Here is a 16,972-nt window from a genome sequence, read left to right as displayed (position 1 = left end):
TAGGGCGGCGGCTCTGCGCGGCGGAAACTACCTTCTGCCCACTATGTCGGTCAGGCGAAGGCGATGTTGTAGAGGCCGCCGGCTATTGCTCCACCGATCAGCGGACCCACGACCGGAACCCAGGCGTACGACCAGTCCGAACCGCCCTTGTTGGGCAGCGGGAGCAGCGCGTGCACGATGCGCGGACCGAGGTCGCGCGCCGGGTTGATGGCGTAACCGGTCGGACCGCCGAGCGAGAGGCCGATGCTCACCACGACGAACGACGTGATCAGCGCGCCGAGCACGCCGAGGCCGGTGCCGTCGCCGTTCAGGCCCTGCGTGAGGATGGCGAGGACCAGGACGGCCGTGCCGATGATCTCGGTGGCGAGGTTCTGCGCGGCGTTGCGGATCTCGGGCGCGGTGGAGAAGATGCCGAGCACCGGCCCGGGCGTGTCCGTGGAGACGGCCTTCACCGTGTCCTGGGCGCCCGGGCCGCCGACGATCTCGCGGTCGGTCAGATGGGCCTGGAACTGCCCGTAGTACGTGACCCACACCAGGGCGGCACCGATCATGGCGCCGATCAGCTGCGAGAAGAGGTAGAGCGGAACGTCGCCCCACTCGGTGCCGCCCTCGATCGCGAGGCCGAGGGTGACGGCCGGGTTGAGGTGGGCGCCCGAGACGCCGCCGGCGAGATACGCGGCGGTCAGCACGGCGAATCCCCAGCCGAACGTGATGGCGAGCCATCCGGCGTTGCGGGCCTTCGAGTGCTTGAGCGTGACGGCGGCACAGACACCGCCGCCGAGCAGGATGAGCACGGCGGTCCCGATGACTTCGCCGACGAAAATATCCGTAGAGGACACCTGTGACTCCTTTGTCCTTCGTCCAGGTGATGTGCCGGGCTCTGCCCGGGCACTGGGAGCGGTGCTCGATCTGCGTTGTCACACCCTACCCCGTATTGCCGGAAGGTGTTCGACAATGCCGACCGATGGACGGCAGTCTTGTTCCGCGGTTCATCCGTCGTCAAGACCCCTGTGGCGGGTATCCCGATTCGTTACGGAGGGGGCTGCGGGGGGCGGCGCCGGGCGGGGCGTCGGCGGCCTGGGAGGGGTGCGGGCCGGACTCCCGGGGGATGCGGGGCAGCCCGCCGCACACCCGCCGCACGCCCGCCGCACGCCCGGCAGGCGCTCGGCCCGGACGCCGGACGGAGGCGGTCAGAACCTGCTTGCGCCCAGGTCACGGGAGACGGCCCGCGCGCAGTCGCGCACGGCGGCGACCAGCTCGTTGCGCAGTTCGCCGTCCTCGCAGACCCGCTCCACGGCACCCGTGACGCCGACCGCTCCGACCGGCATCCGCCGCCGGTCGTGGATGGGGGCGGCCACCGAGGCCACGCCCTCCCAGGTCTCCTCGACATCGGCGGCCCAGCCCCGCGCACGCGTCAGGTCGAGCACGGACTCGAAGTCGTCCAGGCCCGTGATCGTGCGGGTGGTGAACGCCTTGCGCTCGGCCTCGGCCGCCTCGCTGTGCGCCACCGGGTCGTACGCGCTGAGCACCTTGCCGAGCGCCGTCGAATGCAGCGGGTGCATGGCGCCCACCTCGAGGACCTGACGGGACTCGTCGGGCCGGAACACGTGGTGCACGATCAGGACGCCCTGCTGGTGCAGCACGCCCAGATAGACGCTCTCGCCGCTCGAACGGGCCAGGTCGTCGGCCCACACCAGGGCGCGGGCGCGCAGCTCGTGGATGTCGAGATAGCTGTTGCCGAGCCGGAGCAGCTCCGCGCCCAGCTGGTAGCGCCCGGAGGCCTCGTCCTGCTCCACGAAGCCCTCGGCCTGCAGGGTCCGCAGGATCCCGTGCGCCGTGCCCTTGGCCAGGCCGAGGGCGGAGGCGATGTCGGAGAGGCCGAGCCGACGCTCGCCGCCGGCGAGCAGCCGCAGCATGGCCGCCGCGCGCTCGAGCGACTGGATGTTCCTGGCCATGGCGCCGGCCTCCCCACCTGCTCGTCCTGCTCGCTTCTGCCCGTTCGGTAATGCTGAACACTATCGGTGGTTGCCGACCTTGGCCTAATGCTCCCCGGGACCGGCCCGGGACCGGCCCCGGGACAGGCCCCGGCCACGCCCGGTCACCCCCCCGGCGTCCGGCCCGTGGGACGCACTCACCCCGCGACCATGGTCCCGGCTAGGCTGGCCGGGTGCGTCCTCCACGGACAGGACGCAAAGCCGACAGCCGTCGCACACAGGGAGCTCTTCCATGGCCTCGCAGCCGACCCCGCCCGCAGCTACCACAGCCGCCCACGGCGCCCGTATCGCAGCCCTTCGAGAGGCACTCGCCACCCGCGTCGTGGTGGCCGACGGAGCGATGGGGACCATGCTCCAGGCGCAGGACCCGACTCTGGAGGACTTCCAGAACCTCGAGGGCTGCAACGAGATCCTCAACATCACCCGGCCCGACATCGTCCGTTCGGTGCATGAGGAGTACTTCGCGGTCGGCGTCGACTGCGTGGAGACCAACACCTTCGGCGCGAACGCCACCGCCGCGAGCGAGTACGACATCGCCGACCGCATCTTCGAGCTCTCCGAGGCCGGTGCCCGCCTCGCCCGCGAGGTCGCCGACGAGTTCGGCGCGAAGGACGGCCGCCAGCGCTGGGTCCTCGGCTCGGTCGGCCCCGGTACGAAGCTGCCGACGCTGGGCCACACCACGTACACCTCCATCCGCGACGGCTACCAGCAGAACTCCGAGGGGCTGCTCGCCGGCGGTGCGGACGCGCTGATCGTGGAGACCACGCAGGACCTCCTGCAGACCAAGGCCGGTTTGATCGGCGCCCGCCGCGCCATGGACGCGCTCGGTATCGAGGTGCCGCTGATCTGCTCCCTCGCCTTCGAGACCACCGGCGTGATGCTGCTCGGCTCCGAGATCGGTGCCGCGCTGACCTCCCTCGAACCGCTCGGCATCGACCTGATCGGCCTCAACTGTTCCACCGGCCCGGCCGAGATGAGCGAGCACCTGCGCTATCTGGCCCGCCACTCGCGTACGCCGCTGATGTGCATGCCGAACGCAGGCCTGCCCGTCCTCACCAAGGACGGCGCCTACTTCCCGCTCACCGCGCCGGAGATGGCGGACGCGCAGGAGACCTTCGTCAACGACTTCGGTCTCTCCCTGGTCGGCGGCTGCTGCGGCTCCACGCCGGAGCATCTGCGGCAGGTCGTCGAGCGCGTACGGGACATGACGCCGCGTGAGCGGGATCCGCAGCCCGAGCCGGGCGCTGCCTCCCTGTACCAGACCGTGCCGTTCCGTCAGGACATCTCGTACATGGCGATCGGTGAGCGGACGAACGCGAACGGTTCGAAGAAGTTCCGTGAGGCCATGCTGGAGGCCCGCTGGGACGACTGTGTGGAGATGGCCCGCGACCAGATCCGCGAAGGCGCGCACATGCTGGACCTGTGCGTGGACTACGTGGGCCGCGACGGCGTCGCCGACATGCACGAGCTGGCCGGCCGTTTCGCCACCGCCTCCACGCTGCCGATCGTCCTCGACTCCACCGAGGTCGACGTGATCCGGGCCGGTCTCGAGCACCTGGGTGGGCGCGCGGTCATCAACTCCGTGAACTACGAGGACGGCGACGGTCCCGACTCGCGCTTCGCGAAGGTCACGCGCCTCGCCCAGGAGCACGGCGCCGCGCTGATCGCCCTGACCATCGACGAGGAGGGCCAGGCCCGCACCGCCGAACACAAGGTCGCCATCGCCGAGCGGATCATCGAGGACCTGACCGGCAACTGGGGCATCCTCGAATCCGACATCCTCATCGACACCCTGACCTTCACCATCTGCACCGGCCAGGAGGAGTCCCGCAAGGACGGCATCGCCACCATCGAGGCGATCCGCGAGCTGAAGAAGCGTCACCCCGACGTCCAGACCACGCTCGGCCTGTCCAACATCTCCTTCGGCCTCAACCCGGCCGCCCGCATCCTGCTCAACTCGGTCTTCCTCGACGAGTGCGTCAAGGCCGGCCTCGACTCGGCGATCGTGCACGCCTCGAAGATCCTGCCGATCGCCCGCTTCGACGACGAGCAGGTCAAGGTCGCTCTCGACCTCATTCACGACCGTCGCGAAGAGGGCTACGACCCGCTGCAGAAGCTGATGGAGCTCTTCGAGGGCGCCACCACCAAGTCCCTGAAGGCCGGCAAGGCCGAGGAACTTGCCGCGCTCCCGCTCGACGAGCGCCTGCAGCGCCGCATCATCGACGGCGAGAAGAACGGCCTCGAAGCCGACCTCGACGAGGCGCTCCGGGACACCCCGGCCCTCGACATCGTCAACAACACGCTGCTCGAAGGCATGAAGGTGGTCGGCGAGCTGTTCGGCTCCGGCCAGATGCAGCTGCCGTTCGTGCTCCAGTCCGCCGAGGTCATGAAGTCCGCCGTGGCCCATCTGGAACCGCACATGGAGAAGGTCGAGGGCGAGGAGGCAGGCAAGGGCACCATCGTCCTCGCCACGGTCCGCGGCGACGTCCACGACATCGGCAAGAACCTTGTCGACATCATCCTCTCCAACAACGGCTACAACGTGGTCAACCTGGGCATCAAGCAGCCTGTCTCCGCGATCCTCGACGCCGCCCAGGAACACAAGGCCGACGTCATCGGCATGTCCGGCCTCCTGGTCAAGTCCACGGTGATCATGAAGGAGAACCTGGAGGAGCTGAACCAGCGCAAGCTGGCCGCCGAGTACCCGGTCATCCTCGGCGGCGCCGCCCTCACCCGCGCCTATGTCGAGCAGGACCTCCACGAGATCTACGAGGGCGAAGTCCGCTACGCCCGCGATGCCTTCGAGGGCCTGCGCCTCATGGACGCCCTCATCGGCGTCAAGCGCGGTGTGCCGGGCGCCGCACTGCCCGAGCTCAAGCAGCGCCGCGTCAGGGCCACCGGCGTCCAGGTCACCGAGGCCGAGGCCGAGCCGCAGGGACGCTCCGACGTCGCCGTCGACAACCCCGTGCCCACCCCGCCGTTCTGGGGCACCCGCGTCATCAAGGGCATCCAGCTCAAGGAATACGCCTCCTGGCTGGACGAAGGCGCGCTGTTCAAGGGCCAGTGGGGCCTCAAGCAGAACCGCAAGGGCGACGGACCCACGTACGAGGAGCTCGTCGAGACCGAGGGCAGGCCGCGGTTGCGCGGCTGGCTGGACGAGCTGCACACCCGGAACCTGCTCGAAGCGGCCGTCGTGTACGGCTACTTCCCCTGTGTCTCCAAGGGCGAGGACCTGATCCTCCTCGACGAACAGGGCAACGAGCGCACCCGGTTCACCTTCCCGCGCCAGCGTCGCGGGCGCCGCCTGTGCCTCGCGGACTTCTTCCGCCCGGAGGAGTCCGGGGAGACGGACGTGGTCGGCCTCCAGGTCGTCACCGTGGGCTCGAAGATCGGCGAGGCCACGGCCGAACTCTTCGAATCCAACTCCTACCGCGACTATCTCGAACTGCACGGCCTCTCCGTACAGCTGGCCGAGGCGCTCGCCGAGTACTGGCACGCGCGGGTCCGTTCCGAGCTGGGCTTCTCCGGTGAGGACCCGGCCGCGATGGAGGACATGTTCGCGCTCAAGTACCGCGGCGCGCGCTTCTCGCTGGGTTACGGGGCCTGCCCCGACCTGGAGGACCGCGCGAAGATCGCCGAACTGCTGCAGCCGGAACGCATCGGCGTCCACCTGAGCGAGGAGTTCCAGCTCCACCCCGAACAGTCCACGGACGCCATCGTCATCCACCACCCGGAGGCGAAGTACTTCAACGCCCGCTGAGCCGCCGGAGGGGCGCGGCGCGGCACCCCCTCGGATCCGTGCCCCCACGGCACGAAATGCGAAGCAGACGTACACTTATCGGTCCAGCGCAGGCCGGTCGTCCTCACCGGCGGGAATCCCCGCGGGTGCGGACGGCCGGCCTTCTCGTCCCTTACGGAGGTGTTGCGGATGACCAGCACGGTCCCCGCAGTCGGTACCCGGACGGCCCAAAGCAACCTGCAGGCCGTCCTGCTCGACATGGACGGCACCCTCGTGGACACCGAGGGCTTCTGGTGGGACGCCGAGGTCGAGGTGTTCGCCCGACTGGGCCACACCCTCGACGAATCCTGGCGTCATGTCGTCGTGGGCGGCCCCATGAGCCGCAGCGCGGGCTTCCTCATCGAGGCCACCGGCGCCGACATCACGCTGCCGGAACTGACCGTGCTGCTCAACGACGGCTTCGAGAACCGGATCAGCCGCACCCTGCCCCTGATGCCCGGCGCCGCCCGGCTGCTCACCGAACTCGCCGCACACGAGGTGCCGACGGCCCTCGTCTCCGCCTCGCACCGCCGCATCATCGACCGCGTCCTCGACTCGCTCGGCCGCCGCCACTTCGCCCTGACGGTGGCAGGCGACGAAGTGCAGCGCACCAAGCCGCACCCCGACCCGTATCTGCACGCGGCCGCCGGCCTCGGTGTGGAGCCGGCCCGCTGCGCGGTGGTCGAGGACACCGCGACCGGTGTCGCCGCCGCCGAGGCGGCCGGCTGCCGGGTCGTCGCCGTGCCCTCGGTCGCACCGATCACGCCGAGCCCGCTGCGTTCCGTCGTGTCCTCGCTCGAGAAGGTCGACCTGCCGTTCCTGCACGCCCTCGTGGGCTGATCCGGCGGAGCAGTCGGGCAGGACACCTGGGCTGAGGACCTGGGCTGAGGTCCGGGGCTGAGGTCCTGGGTGGCGCAGCGGAGCAGCGCAGCAGGGCAGCGCAGCCGGGCAGAGCAAGCGGAATCTTTCGTCCCGCGGAAAAGCCCGCAGGCCGCCGATCACGGGAATGCACTGATCGTTCACCGAGCGTGTCCCGTGGAAAGCCGAGGAAACCCTGCGCATTGACCCGTGCCTTTACCGTCACTCGGCGAAGCGCAATTCCCGCGCACCCCGATCGAGTTATCGGCGTGATGTTTGTCACGCGCAAGCCTGTCGACAGGGATGCCCAACTGTGCCCAAACGCCCTTCGGGGGTGCGTCGAGGGTGGCGTTGTGTCCCGATTGGCAACCTGATGCACGAAACATTCCGTACCGCGGATTTCGTTGTGTCCGCATCCGCTCCCGCTGCGTGATTACTCCCAACTCCGGGGCGCGGCAACCGACCTGACCCCGCGGACTAATGTCTTCGCGAGAACCCCGGAACACCGTCATAACTTCCATGCCCTGCGCACCCACACCTGTGCCGCAGTCCATGGGATCGATCGTTGGAGTAACTCGCGCATGAACCGCAAGACACTGGTGCTGCCGGTCGTCGTCGGCCTGCTTGCCCCCGTTCTCGCCGCCTGTGGCGGCAGCGATGGAGGCGGCGACAGCGACGGCGCGATCGTGGTCGGTACCACTGATGCGTTCGCCGCCACCTCCGACGCCCCCGCGCCCTTCGACCCGGCGTACGCATACGACGCCGGTTCGTGGAACGTCCTGCGCCAGACCGTGCAGACGCTCCTCATCGCGCCGCGCGGCGGTGGCCAGCCCCAGCCCGAGGCCGCCGAGCAGTGCGGGTTCACGGACAACGTCAACAAGCGCTACGAGTGCACGCTGCGCAGCGGCCTCAAGTTCTCCAACGGGGACGCGCTGACCGCCGAGGACGTCAAGTTCTCCATCGAGCGGACCCTGCACCTCGGCGAGACGCTCCCCGACGAGAAGAACAGTGGTGTCTCCTCGCTGCTCTCCGGCATCGACACCGTCGAGACCGTCGGCGACGACAAGGTCGTCTTCCACCTCAACGCCTCCGACGCCACGTTCCCGCACAAGCTGGCGACCCCTGCGGCGGGCCTCGTGAACCCGGACGTCTACAGCGAGGACAAGCTCCGCACGGGCTTCCAGGTCGACAGCTCCGGCCCGTACACCCTCGAGACCGAGACCAAGAAGGAAGACGGCGCGGAAGTAGTCGTCAAGACGGTCTACACCAAGAACCCGCACTACAAGGGTTCGCTGACGGTCAAGAGCGACAAGATCGAGCTGCGCGGCTTCGAGAAGGCCGAGGGCATGAGCGCCGCCCTGAAGAAGGGCGACATCGACGTCATGGGCCGCACCATCGAGCCGGCCCAGGTCAAGGAGCTCACGACCGGTGCCGTCGACAACGTCGAGCTGATCGAGATGCCCGGCCTCGAGATCCGCTACCTCGGCTTCGACACCGACGCCCCGGTCATCGGCGACAAGTCCGTACGCCAGGCCGTCGCGCAGGTCGTCGACCGCGCCGCGCTCGTCAACGAGGTGTACGGCGCGAGCGCCAAGGAGCTGTACTCGATGGTGCCCAGCAGCATCACCGGGCACAAGAACTCCTTCTTCAACAAGTACAGCGAGCCGAACAAGGACAAGGCCGCCGAGATCCTGAGCGAGGCCGGCGTCCAGACGCCCGTCAAGCTGACCCTGAACTACACGACCGACCACTACGGTGCGGTCACCAAGCAGGAGTTCGAGGTCCTGCGCGACCAGCTCAACGCCAGCGGCCTGTTCGACGTGGACATCAAGGGCGAGCCGTGGAAGACCTACCTCACCGCCACGCTCAAGGGTGAGTACCCGGTCTACGGCATGGGCTGGTTCCCCGACTTCCCGGACGCGGACAACTTCATCGCGCCGTTCGTCGGCGAGGGGAACTTCCTCAACTCGCCCTACGAGAACAGCCGGATCATCAACCAGCTGATCCCGCAGTCCCGCAAGGAAGCCGACCGCCTCGCCGCCGGTGACTCGCTGGAGTCCATCCAGGGCATCATCGCCGAGGACGTGCCGCTTCTGCCGCTGTGGCAGGGCAAGACCTACGTCGCCGCGCGTGATGACATCACCGGTGTCGAGTGGGTGCTCAACTCCTCCTCCAACATGCAGTTCTGGGAGCTGGGACGCGGCATCGGCGAGTGACCGTCACCGGCTTCGGGCCCACCGCCTGAGCAGGACAGAAAGAGGGCCGCCCCCGGTTCGGGGGCGGCCCTCCTCGCCGTCTCGTGCCACGGCTCGCCGTCTTGTGTCCCGCGCGGACGTGGCCGTCGTGGCCGTCGTGTCTGTCTCGTGTCGGCGCGGACGTCTACTGCGCACCGGGCCGTACGAGGCCGCTCTCGTACGCGTAGACCGCGGCCTGCACCCGGTCCCTGAGCCCCAGCTTCGTCAGCACATGGCCGACATGCGTCTTCACCGTCGTCTCGCTGACGAACAGATCGGCGGCGATCTCCGCGTTCGACAGACCGCGCGCCACCAGCTTCAGGACCTCCACCTCACGCTCGGTCAGCGTGTTCAGCGTGTCCGGCACCGGCTCCTCACCGGACGGCAGATGCCCCGCGTACTTGTCGAGGAGGCGGCGTGTGATGCTCGGCGCGAGCATTGCCTCGCCGGCCGCGACCACCCGGATCGCCTGCACCAGCTCCTGCGCGGGCGCGTCCTTCAGGAGGAATCCGCTCGCCCCCGCCTTCAGCGCCTCCACCACGTACTCGTCCAGATCGAACGTGGTCAGCACGAGCACCTTCGCCGGACCGTCACGCTCCGGACCGGTGATCTGCCGGGTCGCCTCGACCCCGTCCATCCGCGGCATCCGGATGTCCATCAGCACCACATCGGGCTGCAGCGCCCGCACCTGGTCGAGCGCCTGCAGGCCGTCACCGGCCTCGCCGACGACTGCGAGATCCTGCTCGGCCTCCAGAATCATCCGGAACCCGGTGCGCAGCAGCGGCTGGTCATCGACCAGCAGGACGCGGATCGCCACGGCAAGATCTCCTTCGCTCGGCGCGCCAGCCCCGTCGGCAAGGACTGGACCGGCCCCATTCTGCCCTGTGAACCACTCACGGCACGCGGCACCCTCGGAGCCGCCGCTGCTCCCCGGCCCGACCTCCGGCCGGATCGCAGCGGCTCGGTGGCCGGCTCCCGACAGCCGCTCGGCCCCCGACGCGCGGCAACGCCTCAGCCGCCGGTGCGCGGCAGCGGATACGGCGGGGGAGTGCCCCCGAATTCCGGGCACACCGCACGGTGATCGCACCAGCCGCACAGCTTGGTCCGCCGCGGCCGCCAGTCGCCGCTCTCGGTGGCCTCGCGGATCGCCTCCCACAGCGCGTGCAGTTTGCGCTCCACCCGCTCCAGATCGGCCATCACCGGGTCGTACGTCAGCACATCGCCGCTGCCGAGATACACCAACTGCAGTCGGCGCGGGATCACGCCCTTCAGGCGCCAGACCACCAGCGCGTAGAACTTCATCTGGAACAGCGCGCCGTCCGCGTACTCCGCGCGCGGCGCCTTGCCCGTCTTGTAGTCGACGATCCGCACCTCGCCGGTGGGCGCCACGTCCACCCGGTCGATGATGCCGCGCAGCTTCAGCCCCGAATCCAGGCTCGCCTCCACGAACAGCTCACGCTCGGCCGGCTCGAGCCGGGTGGGGTCCTCCAGCGTGAACCAGCGCTCCACCAGCGCCTCCGCCTCGGCCAGCCACCGGTCGAGCTGCTCGCCCGCGGACTGCTCGTCCGAGTCCGCGAACAGCTCCGCGAGCTCCGGCTTCGACTGCTTCAGCCGGTCCCACTGGCCTGGGATCAGCGCCTTGGCGCTCGGCGCGGTGCGCTCGGCGGCGGGAGCGTCGAAGAGGCGCTCCAGGACGGCGTGCACCAGCGTCCCGCGGGTCGCGGCCGGGCTCGGCTTCTCGGGCAGCTTGTCGATGACCCGGAAACGGTAGAGCAGTGGGCACTGCATGAAATCGCTCGCGCGCGAGGGCGAGAGCGACGCGGGCGGCGCTGCCTTCGCCCCGCCCGCGCCCCCGGCGGCTGGCGCTGCGGGCACGGAGGCGGCCTCGGTGCTGTTGTCCATGCACAAGACCCTACGGCCCGCCGCCGACAACGGACGCCTACCATCGACGGCAGACCGTACGGCACTGCATGATCGTGAGAGAGTACGCACGCGCGCCGCCTGCAGGCAGGCAGCGGCCGGGCCGACGGCGCACACGGGGCCGACCCCCGTACACACGGGATCGACTCCCGGACAAGGCCAGCACGGGGACTGAAGGGGCGCACAGTGGACGAGAGCGGCGCGAGCGGACTGCCGCGTAGCGGCGGCGGGGACAGAGGCCCCGCGGCCGGCCGGGCCGTGCCGCCGCAACCGCCGCACCCCGATGCGCCCGCACACGACGAGACCGCGGAGCCCCGCGGCACCGATTCGTCCGTACGCGCCGAGCGCTCCGTGCGCGAGGAGTCCTCCGCACGAGACGCCGAAGCCTCTGAGCAGGGCAGCAAGACGCCCGACCGGAGCGGCGACGGCTCGGGGGCGGCAGCCGAGACGCCGGACCCGACAACCTCCGCGGGACCCGCCGCGGCCGGGGAACCGGCCACCGACGAGCAGCCCGCCGCCACCGCCGAGCCCGCCACCACGGAGCCTGCCCCCACGGAGCCCAGCCCCACGGAGCCTGCCCCCACGGAGCCCGCCGCCCCCGAGGAGCCCGCCACCACCACGGCGCCCCACGAGCAGCCCCCCCAGCCCGCCCCCGTACGAGCCCTGGCCCAGCACCCCCGCACCCCGGCCCCGGGCGGTGCCAAGGGCGCCGGCGGTGCTGGTGAGCAGGGCAAGAAGCCCGGCGGCGGCCTGCTCATGGGCCGGATCTTCGGCGTACCGATCTACGTGGCCCCCAGCTGGTTCCTCGTCGCCGCCCTGATCACCTGGGTCTTCGGCGGCCAGCTCGACCGCGTCCTGCCCGAGCTCGGCGCCGCCCGCTACCTCGTCTCGCTCTTCTTCGCCGTCGCCTTCTATGCCTCGGTCCTCGTCCACGAGCTGGCCCACACCGTCGCCGCACTCCGCTTCAAGCTGCCGGTACGCAAGATCCAGCTGCAGTTCTTCGGCGGAGTCTCGGAGATCGAGAAGGAGTCCGAGACCCCGGGCCGTGAGTTCATCCTCGCCTTCGTCGGCCCGCTGCTCTCCCTCGTCCTCGCCGGTGTCTTCTACGCCGGCATGCAGACCGTCGAGGCGGGTACCGTCCCCGGCGTCCTGCTCGCCGGCCTGATGATCTCCAACCTGATCGTCGCGGCCTTCAACCTGCTGCCCGGCCTGCCGCTCGACGGCGGCCGGATGCTGCGCGCCGTCGTCTGGAAGATCACCGGCAAGCCGATGAGCGGCACCGTCGCCGCCGCCTGGGTGGGCCGCGCGCTCGCCATCTCCGTACTGATCGGCCTGCCGCTGCTCACCCAGTCCGGTGCCCTCGGCGCCGAGGCCACCGACTCCGTCGGCATGGACACGGTCACCGACGCCCTGCTCGCCGCCATCCTCGCCGCGATCATCTGGACCGGCGCCGGCAACAGCCTGCGCATGGCACGGCTGCGCGAACGCCTGCCCGAGCTGCGCGCCCGCACGCTCACCCGCCGCGCCGTCCCGGTGGAGCCCGCCACCCCGCTCTCCGAGGCGCTGCGCCGCGCCAACGACGCGGGTGCCCGCGCGCTCGTCGTCGTCGACGGCCATGGCGAGCCGGTCGCGGTGGTACGGGAGGCGGCCATCGTCGGCGTCCCGGAGCACCGTCGTCCGTGGGTCGCGGTCAGCGGCCTGGCCCAGGACCTCACCGACGGCATGACGGTCTCCGCGGAACTCGCCGGCGAGGAACTCATCGACACCCTGCGGGCCACCCCGGCCACCGAATACCTGGTCGTCGAGGACACCGGCCAGATCTACGGAGTCCTGTCCACCTCGGACGTCGAGCGCGCCTTCGTCAAGGCGATGGACCGCTCCCGCTGAGCACCGCGCCCCCAAAGCCACCCCCGAGCAGCGCACCCCGGCCATGGCAAACACCCCCCGCCACGGCCGGTAGGCTGTTCACATGTCCGAACCGACCGGTGCCGCCCGCCGACGCGGGCCCTTCAAGGTCGGGGACCAGGTACAGCTGACCGACCCCAAGGGCCGCCACTACACGTTCACGCTCGAAGAGGGAAAGAACTTCCACACCCACAAGGGTTCCTTCCCGCACGACGAGCTGATCGGCGCTCCCGAGGGCAGCGTTGTCCGCACGACCGGCAACGTGGCCTACCTCGCGCTGCGCCCCCTGCTCCCCGACTATGTCCTGTCCATGCCCCGCGGGGCCGCCGTGGTCTACCCCAAGGACGCGGGGCAGATCCTGGCCTTCGCCGACATCTTCCCCGGCGCACGCGTCGTCGAGGCGGGCGTGGGATCCGGCTCCCTCAGCAGCTTCCTGCTGCGCGCCATCGGCGACGAGGGCATGCTGCACAGCTACGAGCGCCGCGAGGACTTCGCGGAGATCGCCAAGGGCAATGTGGAGCGCTACTTCGGCGGCCCGCACCCCTCCTGGCAGCTCACCGTCGGCGACCTGCAGGACAACCTCTCCGACACCGACGTGGACCGCGTCATCCTCGACATGCTCGCCCCCTGGGAGTGCCTCGAGGTCGTCAAGAAGGCACTCGTCCCCGGTGGCATCCTCTGCTGCTACGTGGCCACCACCACGCAGCTGGCCCGCACCGTCGAGTCCATCCGTGAGATCGGCTGCTTCAACGAGCCGACCTCGTGGGAGTCGATGATCCGCAACTGGCACGTGGAAGGCCTCGCCGTCCGCCCCGACCACCGGATGATCGGCCACACCGGCTTCCTGCTCACCGCCCGCCGCCTCGCGGACGGCGTCGAGCCGCCCATGCGCCGCCGCCGCCCCGCCAAGGGCGCCTACGGCGAGGACTACGAAGGCCCCAACGCCGCAGGCGGCTCCCGCGGCCGCTGACGCCGCGCCGCCTGAGGCGAACACCCTGTCAACGCACCGGCGCCGCCGCCCAGTTCCCGCAGCACCCGAGGAACTCGGCGGCGGCGCCGTCGTATTGACACAGCCTTTACGGACCGGAACGTACCCCGCCGTTCCGCACCCCTGTGAGGTGTGACACGATGCCGCACACCCCCGCCGGCACAGCCCTCACAGGAGACCCTCCTCGTGCAGCACTCCGCCGTACCGGAGCTCGCCCACACGCGCACCAATCCCATGCATTGGCTCGCCACAGCCGTCGCGCTCGCCGCGGTCGTCTCGGGCGCCTCCTTCGTCCAGCCCGACGGCGCCTCCGCCTCCGCCGCCCCCCGACCCGGACCGCCGCCCGTGGCCCCCCAGGCGGCCCCTCAGTCGGCCCCCGACCCCGCCGACGCGAAGATCCCGATGAACTGCGCGGGCGAGGAGCCCCAGGTCATCGAGCAGGCCACCGGGGACCTCGACGGCGACGGCGGCCCCGAGACGGTCGTCGTGGCCCGCTGCCCCGCCGGCTCCGGCACCCCGCCCAGCGGCGTCTACGTCCTCCACCGGCCCGCCGCCGGTCCGCCCCGCATCGTCGCCACCCTCGTCGACCCGAAGGACAAGCTCGGCATCACCGACTTCGCCGTCACCGACGGTGTCGTCACGGCCACGCTGCTCGGCTACTCCTCCCCGTCCGTCCCCCGCTGCTGCCCCGACGAGACCGAGAAGGCCAGGTGGCAGTGGCAGGGCGGCACCTTCGTACGCTCGAAGCAGAGTGCGGCCATCGGCGCCTGACCCGCGCCTGCCCGCCCGTACGCCGGAAGGGCCCGTATCCGCCGCCCTGCGGCGCATACGGGCCCTTCGTCGCACTGCGGGCCGCTGCGGCTACTCCGCGTCCGGTCCGTGCACCTCGACCTTGTCCGAGACGCGCCGTACATGGATGCAGTCACCCGGGCAGTCCTTGGCGGAGTCCGCGACATCACGGATCAGTGGCAGCGGCACGCGCGCCGCCGCGCCGGGCGTCTGCAGCAGCTCGTCCTCGCCGTCCTTCACATACGCAAGGCCGTCGATGTCCAGCTCGAAGACCTCCGGCGCATACTGCGCGCAGATGCCGTCGCCGGTGCAGAGATCCTGGTCGATCCAGACCTCAAGATCCTCTCCGCCTTCGGTGGCGGGGGCCTCGTGCGTCACCGTCATGTCTCCTGCCGTTTCCCTTGGTCGAGCTGCCCAACACGGTACAAGTCGGGCCAGGCCTGACGGGTGTTGAACGTTTCGACGATACAACCGCTCGCTTTTTGATGTTGTTCGGTGGGTATCTACCTGGCGCGAGGGAGAACGCAAGGGTGAAGATCAGACACACCCCGGACGTCTTTGTGATCTAGGGGTTTCAATCAGTACCCGCCCAGGTAGGGTCAGGAAGCGTCCAGCTCCCCCTGGAGGAGGTGAGGACCGTGGCAGCCCACGACGACGACATGAACCGCGGCATCCGCCCGGCCCGAGGGTCCGATGACCCGGCCGGTCAGATTGCCTACCTTGAGCAGGAGATCGCCGTCCTGCGACGCAAGCTCGCCGACTCTCCGCGTCATACGAGGATTCTCGAAGAGCGGATCGTCGAGCTGCAGACCAGCCTGGCCGGCGTCTCGGCACAGAACGAACGGCTCGCGAACACGCTCCGTGAGGCCCGCGACCAGATCGTGGCCCTCAAAGAGGAGGTCGACCGGCTCGCACAGCCACCGGCCGGCTTCGGAGTCTTCCTCAGCGCCAATGAGGACGGCACCGCCGACATCTTCACCGGCGGCCGCAAACTACGGGTGAACGTCAGCCCAAGCGTCGACCTCGACGAGCTCAGGCGCGGCCAGGAGCTGATGCTCAACGAAGCGCTCAACGTGGTCGAGGCCATGGAATTCGAGAGCGTCGGCGACATCGTCACCCTCAAGGAGATCCTCGAGGACGGCGAGCGCGCCCTCGTCACCGGCCACACCGACGAAGAGCGCGTGGTCCGCCTCGCCGAACCCCTGCTCGGCGAGACGATCCGCCCCGGCGACGCCCTGCTCCTCGAACCACGCTCCGGATACGTCTACGAGGTCGTGCCCAAGAGCGAGGTCGAGGAACTGGTCCTCGAAGAGGTCCCCGACATCGGCTACGAGCAGATCGGCGGCCTCGGCAACCAGATCGAAATGATCCGCGACGCGGTCGAGCTCCCCTACCTCTACCCCGACCTGTTCAGGGAGCACGAACTGCGCCCGCCCAAGGGTGTCCTCCTGTACGGCCCGCCCGGCTGCGGAAAGACCCTCATCGCCAAGGCGGTCGCGAACTCCCTGGCCAAGAAGGTCGCCGAGGTCACCGGACAGGCCCAGGGCAAATCGTTCTTCCTCAACATCAAGGGCCCCGAGCTCCTCAACAAGTACGTCGGCGAGACCGAGCGGCAGATCCGCCTCGTCTTCCAGCGTGCCCGCGAGAAGGCAAGCGAGGGAACACCCGTCATCGTCTTCTTCGACGAGATGGAATCCCTCTTCCGAACCCGTGGATCCGGCGTCAGCTCGGACGTGGAGAACACCATCGTCCCCCAGCTGCTCGCCGAGATCGACGGTGTGGAAGGCCTGGAGAACGTGGTCGTCATCGGCGCCTCCAACCGCGAGGACATGATCGACCCCGCCATCCTGCGCCCCGGCCGGCTCGACGTGAAGATCAAGATCGAGCGCCCCGACGCCGAAGCCGCCAAGGACATCTTCGGCAAGTACCTCACCGAACGCCTCCCGCTGCACACCGACGACCTCGGTGAGAACGGCGGCGAGAAGGCGGCCACGGTCCAGCGCATGATCCAGACCGCCGTCGAGCAGATGTACGCCGAATCCGAGGAGAACCGCTTCCTCGAAGTCACCTACGCCAACGGCGACAAGGAAGTCCTCTACTTCAAGGACTTCAACTCCGGCGCCATGATCGAGAACATCGTCGGCCGCGCCAAGAAGATGGCCATCAAGGACTTCCTCGACAAGAACCAGAAGGGCCTCCGCGTCTCCCACCTCCTCCAGGCCTGTGTGGACGAGTTCAAGGAGAACGAGGACCTCCCCAACACCACCAACCCCGACGACTGGGCCCGCATCTCCGGCAAGAAGGGCGAACGGATCGTCTACATCCGTACCCTCGTCACCGGGAAGCAGGGCGCGGACACCGGACGCTCCATCGACACCGTGGCCAATACCGGCCAGTACCTGTAGCACACAGGGCGGCTGCGGGTGCCCGGCTCCGGGCACCCGCAGCCGACTGCTTTCCAGAACCCAGCCAACCCAGCGAACCCCAGCAACCCAGCCAACTCACC

General features: G+C 69.6%; 12 protein-coding genes. 7 read left to right on the top strand and 5 right to left on the bottom strand.

Annotated elements, in window-relative coordinates:
* Positions 1-50 precede the first annotated feature (50 nt).
* Positions 51-839 (bottom strand): MIP/aquaporin family protein, encoded by a 789-nt coding sequence (locus ACLF6P_RS06490; RefSeq protein WP_415948774.1) that lies wholly within the window; start codon positions 837-839, stop codon positions 51-53.
* A gap of 351 nt (positions 840-1,190) precedes the next feature.
* Positions 1,191-1,955, bottom strand: coding sequence for an IclR family transcriptional regulator (locus ACLF6P_RS06485; RefSeq protein ID WP_415948773.1), 765 nt, complete (start codon positions 1,953-1,955; stop codon positions 1,191-1,193).
* A 271-nt stretch (positions 1,956-2,226) separates the two neighbouring features.
* Here ACLF6P_RS06485 and metH point away from each other — a divergent pair, with 271 nt between their 5' ends.
* The 3 genes from metH to ACLF6P_RS06470 all read left to right on the top strand — a co-directional run bounded on the left by metH (position 2,227) and on the right by ACLF6P_RS06470 (position 8,846).
* Positions 2,227-5,754, top strand: coding sequence for a methionine synthase (metH, locus tag ACLF6P_RS06480; protein WP_415948772.1), 3,528 nt, complete (start codon positions 2,227-2,229; stop codon positions 5,752-5,754).
* Positions 5,755-5,922: 168 nt separating this feature from the next.
* The gene (locus ACLF6P_RS06475) at positions 5,923-6,612 is read left to right on the top strand and encodes an HAD family hydrolase (RefSeq protein ID WP_415948771.1); all 690 of its coding nucleotides are present in this window, start codon (positions 5,923-5,925) and stop codon (positions 6,610-6,612) included.
* A gap of 599 nt (positions 6,613-7,211) precedes the next feature.
* Positions 7,212-8,846 (top strand): ABC transporter substrate-binding protein, encoded by a 1,635-nt coding sequence (locus tag ACLF6P_RS06470; RefSeq protein ID WP_415948770.1) that lies wholly within the window; start codon positions 7,212-7,214, stop codon positions 8,844-8,846.
* Between the two features lie 163 nt (positions 8,847-9,009).
* Here ACLF6P_RS06470 and ACLF6P_RS06465 read toward each other — a convergent pair whose 3' ends face one another.
* Together ACLF6P_RS06465 and ACLF6P_RS06460 are read right to left on the bottom strand one after the other, a co-directional pair.
* Positions 9,010-9,681 carry a response regulator gene (locus ACLF6P_RS06465; protein WP_415948769.1) on the bottom strand — a complete coding sequence of 224 codons (672 nt, stop codon included), beginning with the start codon at positions 9,679-9,681 and terminating at the stop codon, positions 9,010-9,012.
* 194 nt (positions 9,682-9,875) lie between these two features.
* On the bottom strand, positions 9,876-10,766 hold the full coding sequence (locus ACLF6P_RS06460) for a RecB family exonuclease (protein ID WP_415948767.1): 891 nt from the start codon (positions 10,764-10,766) through the stop codon (positions 9,876-9,878).
* 204 nt (positions 10,767-10,970) lie between these two features.
* Between ACLF6P_RS06460 and ACLF6P_RS06455 the strand changes: the two genes are divergently transcribed.
* From ACLF6P_RS06455 to ACLF6P_RS06445, 3 genes are all read left to right on the top strand, one after another.
* Positions 10,971-12,671 carry a site-2 protease family protein gene (locus ACLF6P_RS06455; RefSeq protein ID WP_415948766.1) on the top strand — a complete coding sequence of 567 codons (1,701 nt, stop codon included), beginning with the start codon at positions 10,971-10,973 and terminating at the stop codon, positions 12,669-12,671.
* Between the two features lie 82 nt (positions 12,672-12,753).
* Positions 12,754-13,659, top strand: a complete 906-nt coding sequence (locus ACLF6P_RS06450; RefSeq protein ID WP_415948765.1) for a tRNA (adenine-N1)-methyltransferase — start codon at positions 12,754-12,756, stop codon at positions 13,657-13,659.
* A 204-nt stretch (positions 13,660-13,863) separates the two neighbouring features.
* The gene (locus tag ACLF6P_RS06445) at positions 13,864-14,448 is read left to right on the top strand and encodes a hypothetical protein (RefSeq protein ID WP_415948764.1); all 585 of its coding nucleotides are present in this window, start codon (positions 13,864-13,866) and stop codon (positions 14,446-14,448) included.
* Between the two features lie 90 nt (positions 14,449-14,538).
* Here the strand turns inward: ACLF6P_RS06445 and ACLF6P_RS06440 are convergent, their stop codons facing one another.
* Positions 14,539-14,850 carry a ferredoxin gene (locus tag ACLF6P_RS06440; RefSeq protein ID WP_415948762.1) on the bottom strand — a complete coding sequence of 104 codons (312 nt, stop codon included), beginning with the start codon at positions 14,848-14,850 and terminating at the stop codon, positions 14,539-14,541.
* Positions 14,851-15,104: 254 nt separating this feature from the next.
* On the opposite strand from ACLF6P_RS06440, the gene arc reads away from it, so the two are divergent.
* Positions 15,105-16,871, top strand: coding sequence for a proteasome ATPase (gene arc, locus ACLF6P_RS06435; protein WP_415948761.1), 1,767 nt, complete (start codon positions 15,105-15,107; stop codon positions 16,869-16,871).
* Positions 16,872-16,972: the final 101 nt, after the last annotated feature.

Origin of the sequence: Streptomyces lothianensis (genome assembly GCF_047779955.1) — a bacterium.
In the GTDB taxonomy this organism is placed as follows: Bacteria; Actinomycetota; Actinomycetes; order Streptomycetales; family Streptomycetaceae; genus Streptomyces.
The sequence above is the reverse complement of the archived record's forward strand: the minus strand, read 5'-3'. Positions and strand labels throughout refer to the sequence as shown.

Bases quoted from the DNA above. Each gene is read 5' to 3' on its own strand.
- ACLF6P_RS06485 (WP_415948773.1), bottom strand. From the start codon at position 1,955: ATGGCCAGGAACATCCAGTCGCTCGAGCGCGCGGCGGCCATGCTGCGG.
- metH (WP_415948772.1), top strand. From the start codon at position 2,227: ATGGCCTCGCAGCCGACCCCGCCCGCAGCTACCACAGCCGCCCACGGC.
- ACLF6P_RS06475 (WP_415948771.1), top strand. From the start codon at position 5,923: ATGACCAGCACGGTCCCCGCAGTCGGTACCCGGACGGCCCAAAGCAAC.
- ACLF6P_RS06470 (WP_415948770.1), top strand. From the start codon at position 7,212: ATGAACCGCAAGACACTGGTGCTGCCGGTCGTCGTCGGCCTGCTTGCC.
- ACLF6P_RS06460 (WP_415948767.1), bottom strand. From the start codon at position 10,766: ATGGACAACAGCACCGAGGCCGCCTCCGTGCCCGCAGCGCCAGCCGCC.
- ACLF6P_RS06450 (WP_415948765.1), top strand. From the start codon at position 12,754: ATGTCCGAACCGACCGGTGCCGCCCGCCGACGCGGGCCCTTCAAGGTC.
- ACLF6P_RS06440 (WP_415948762.1), bottom strand. From the start codon at position 14,850: ATGACGGTGACGCACGAGGCCCCCGCCACCGAAGGCGGAGAGGATCTT.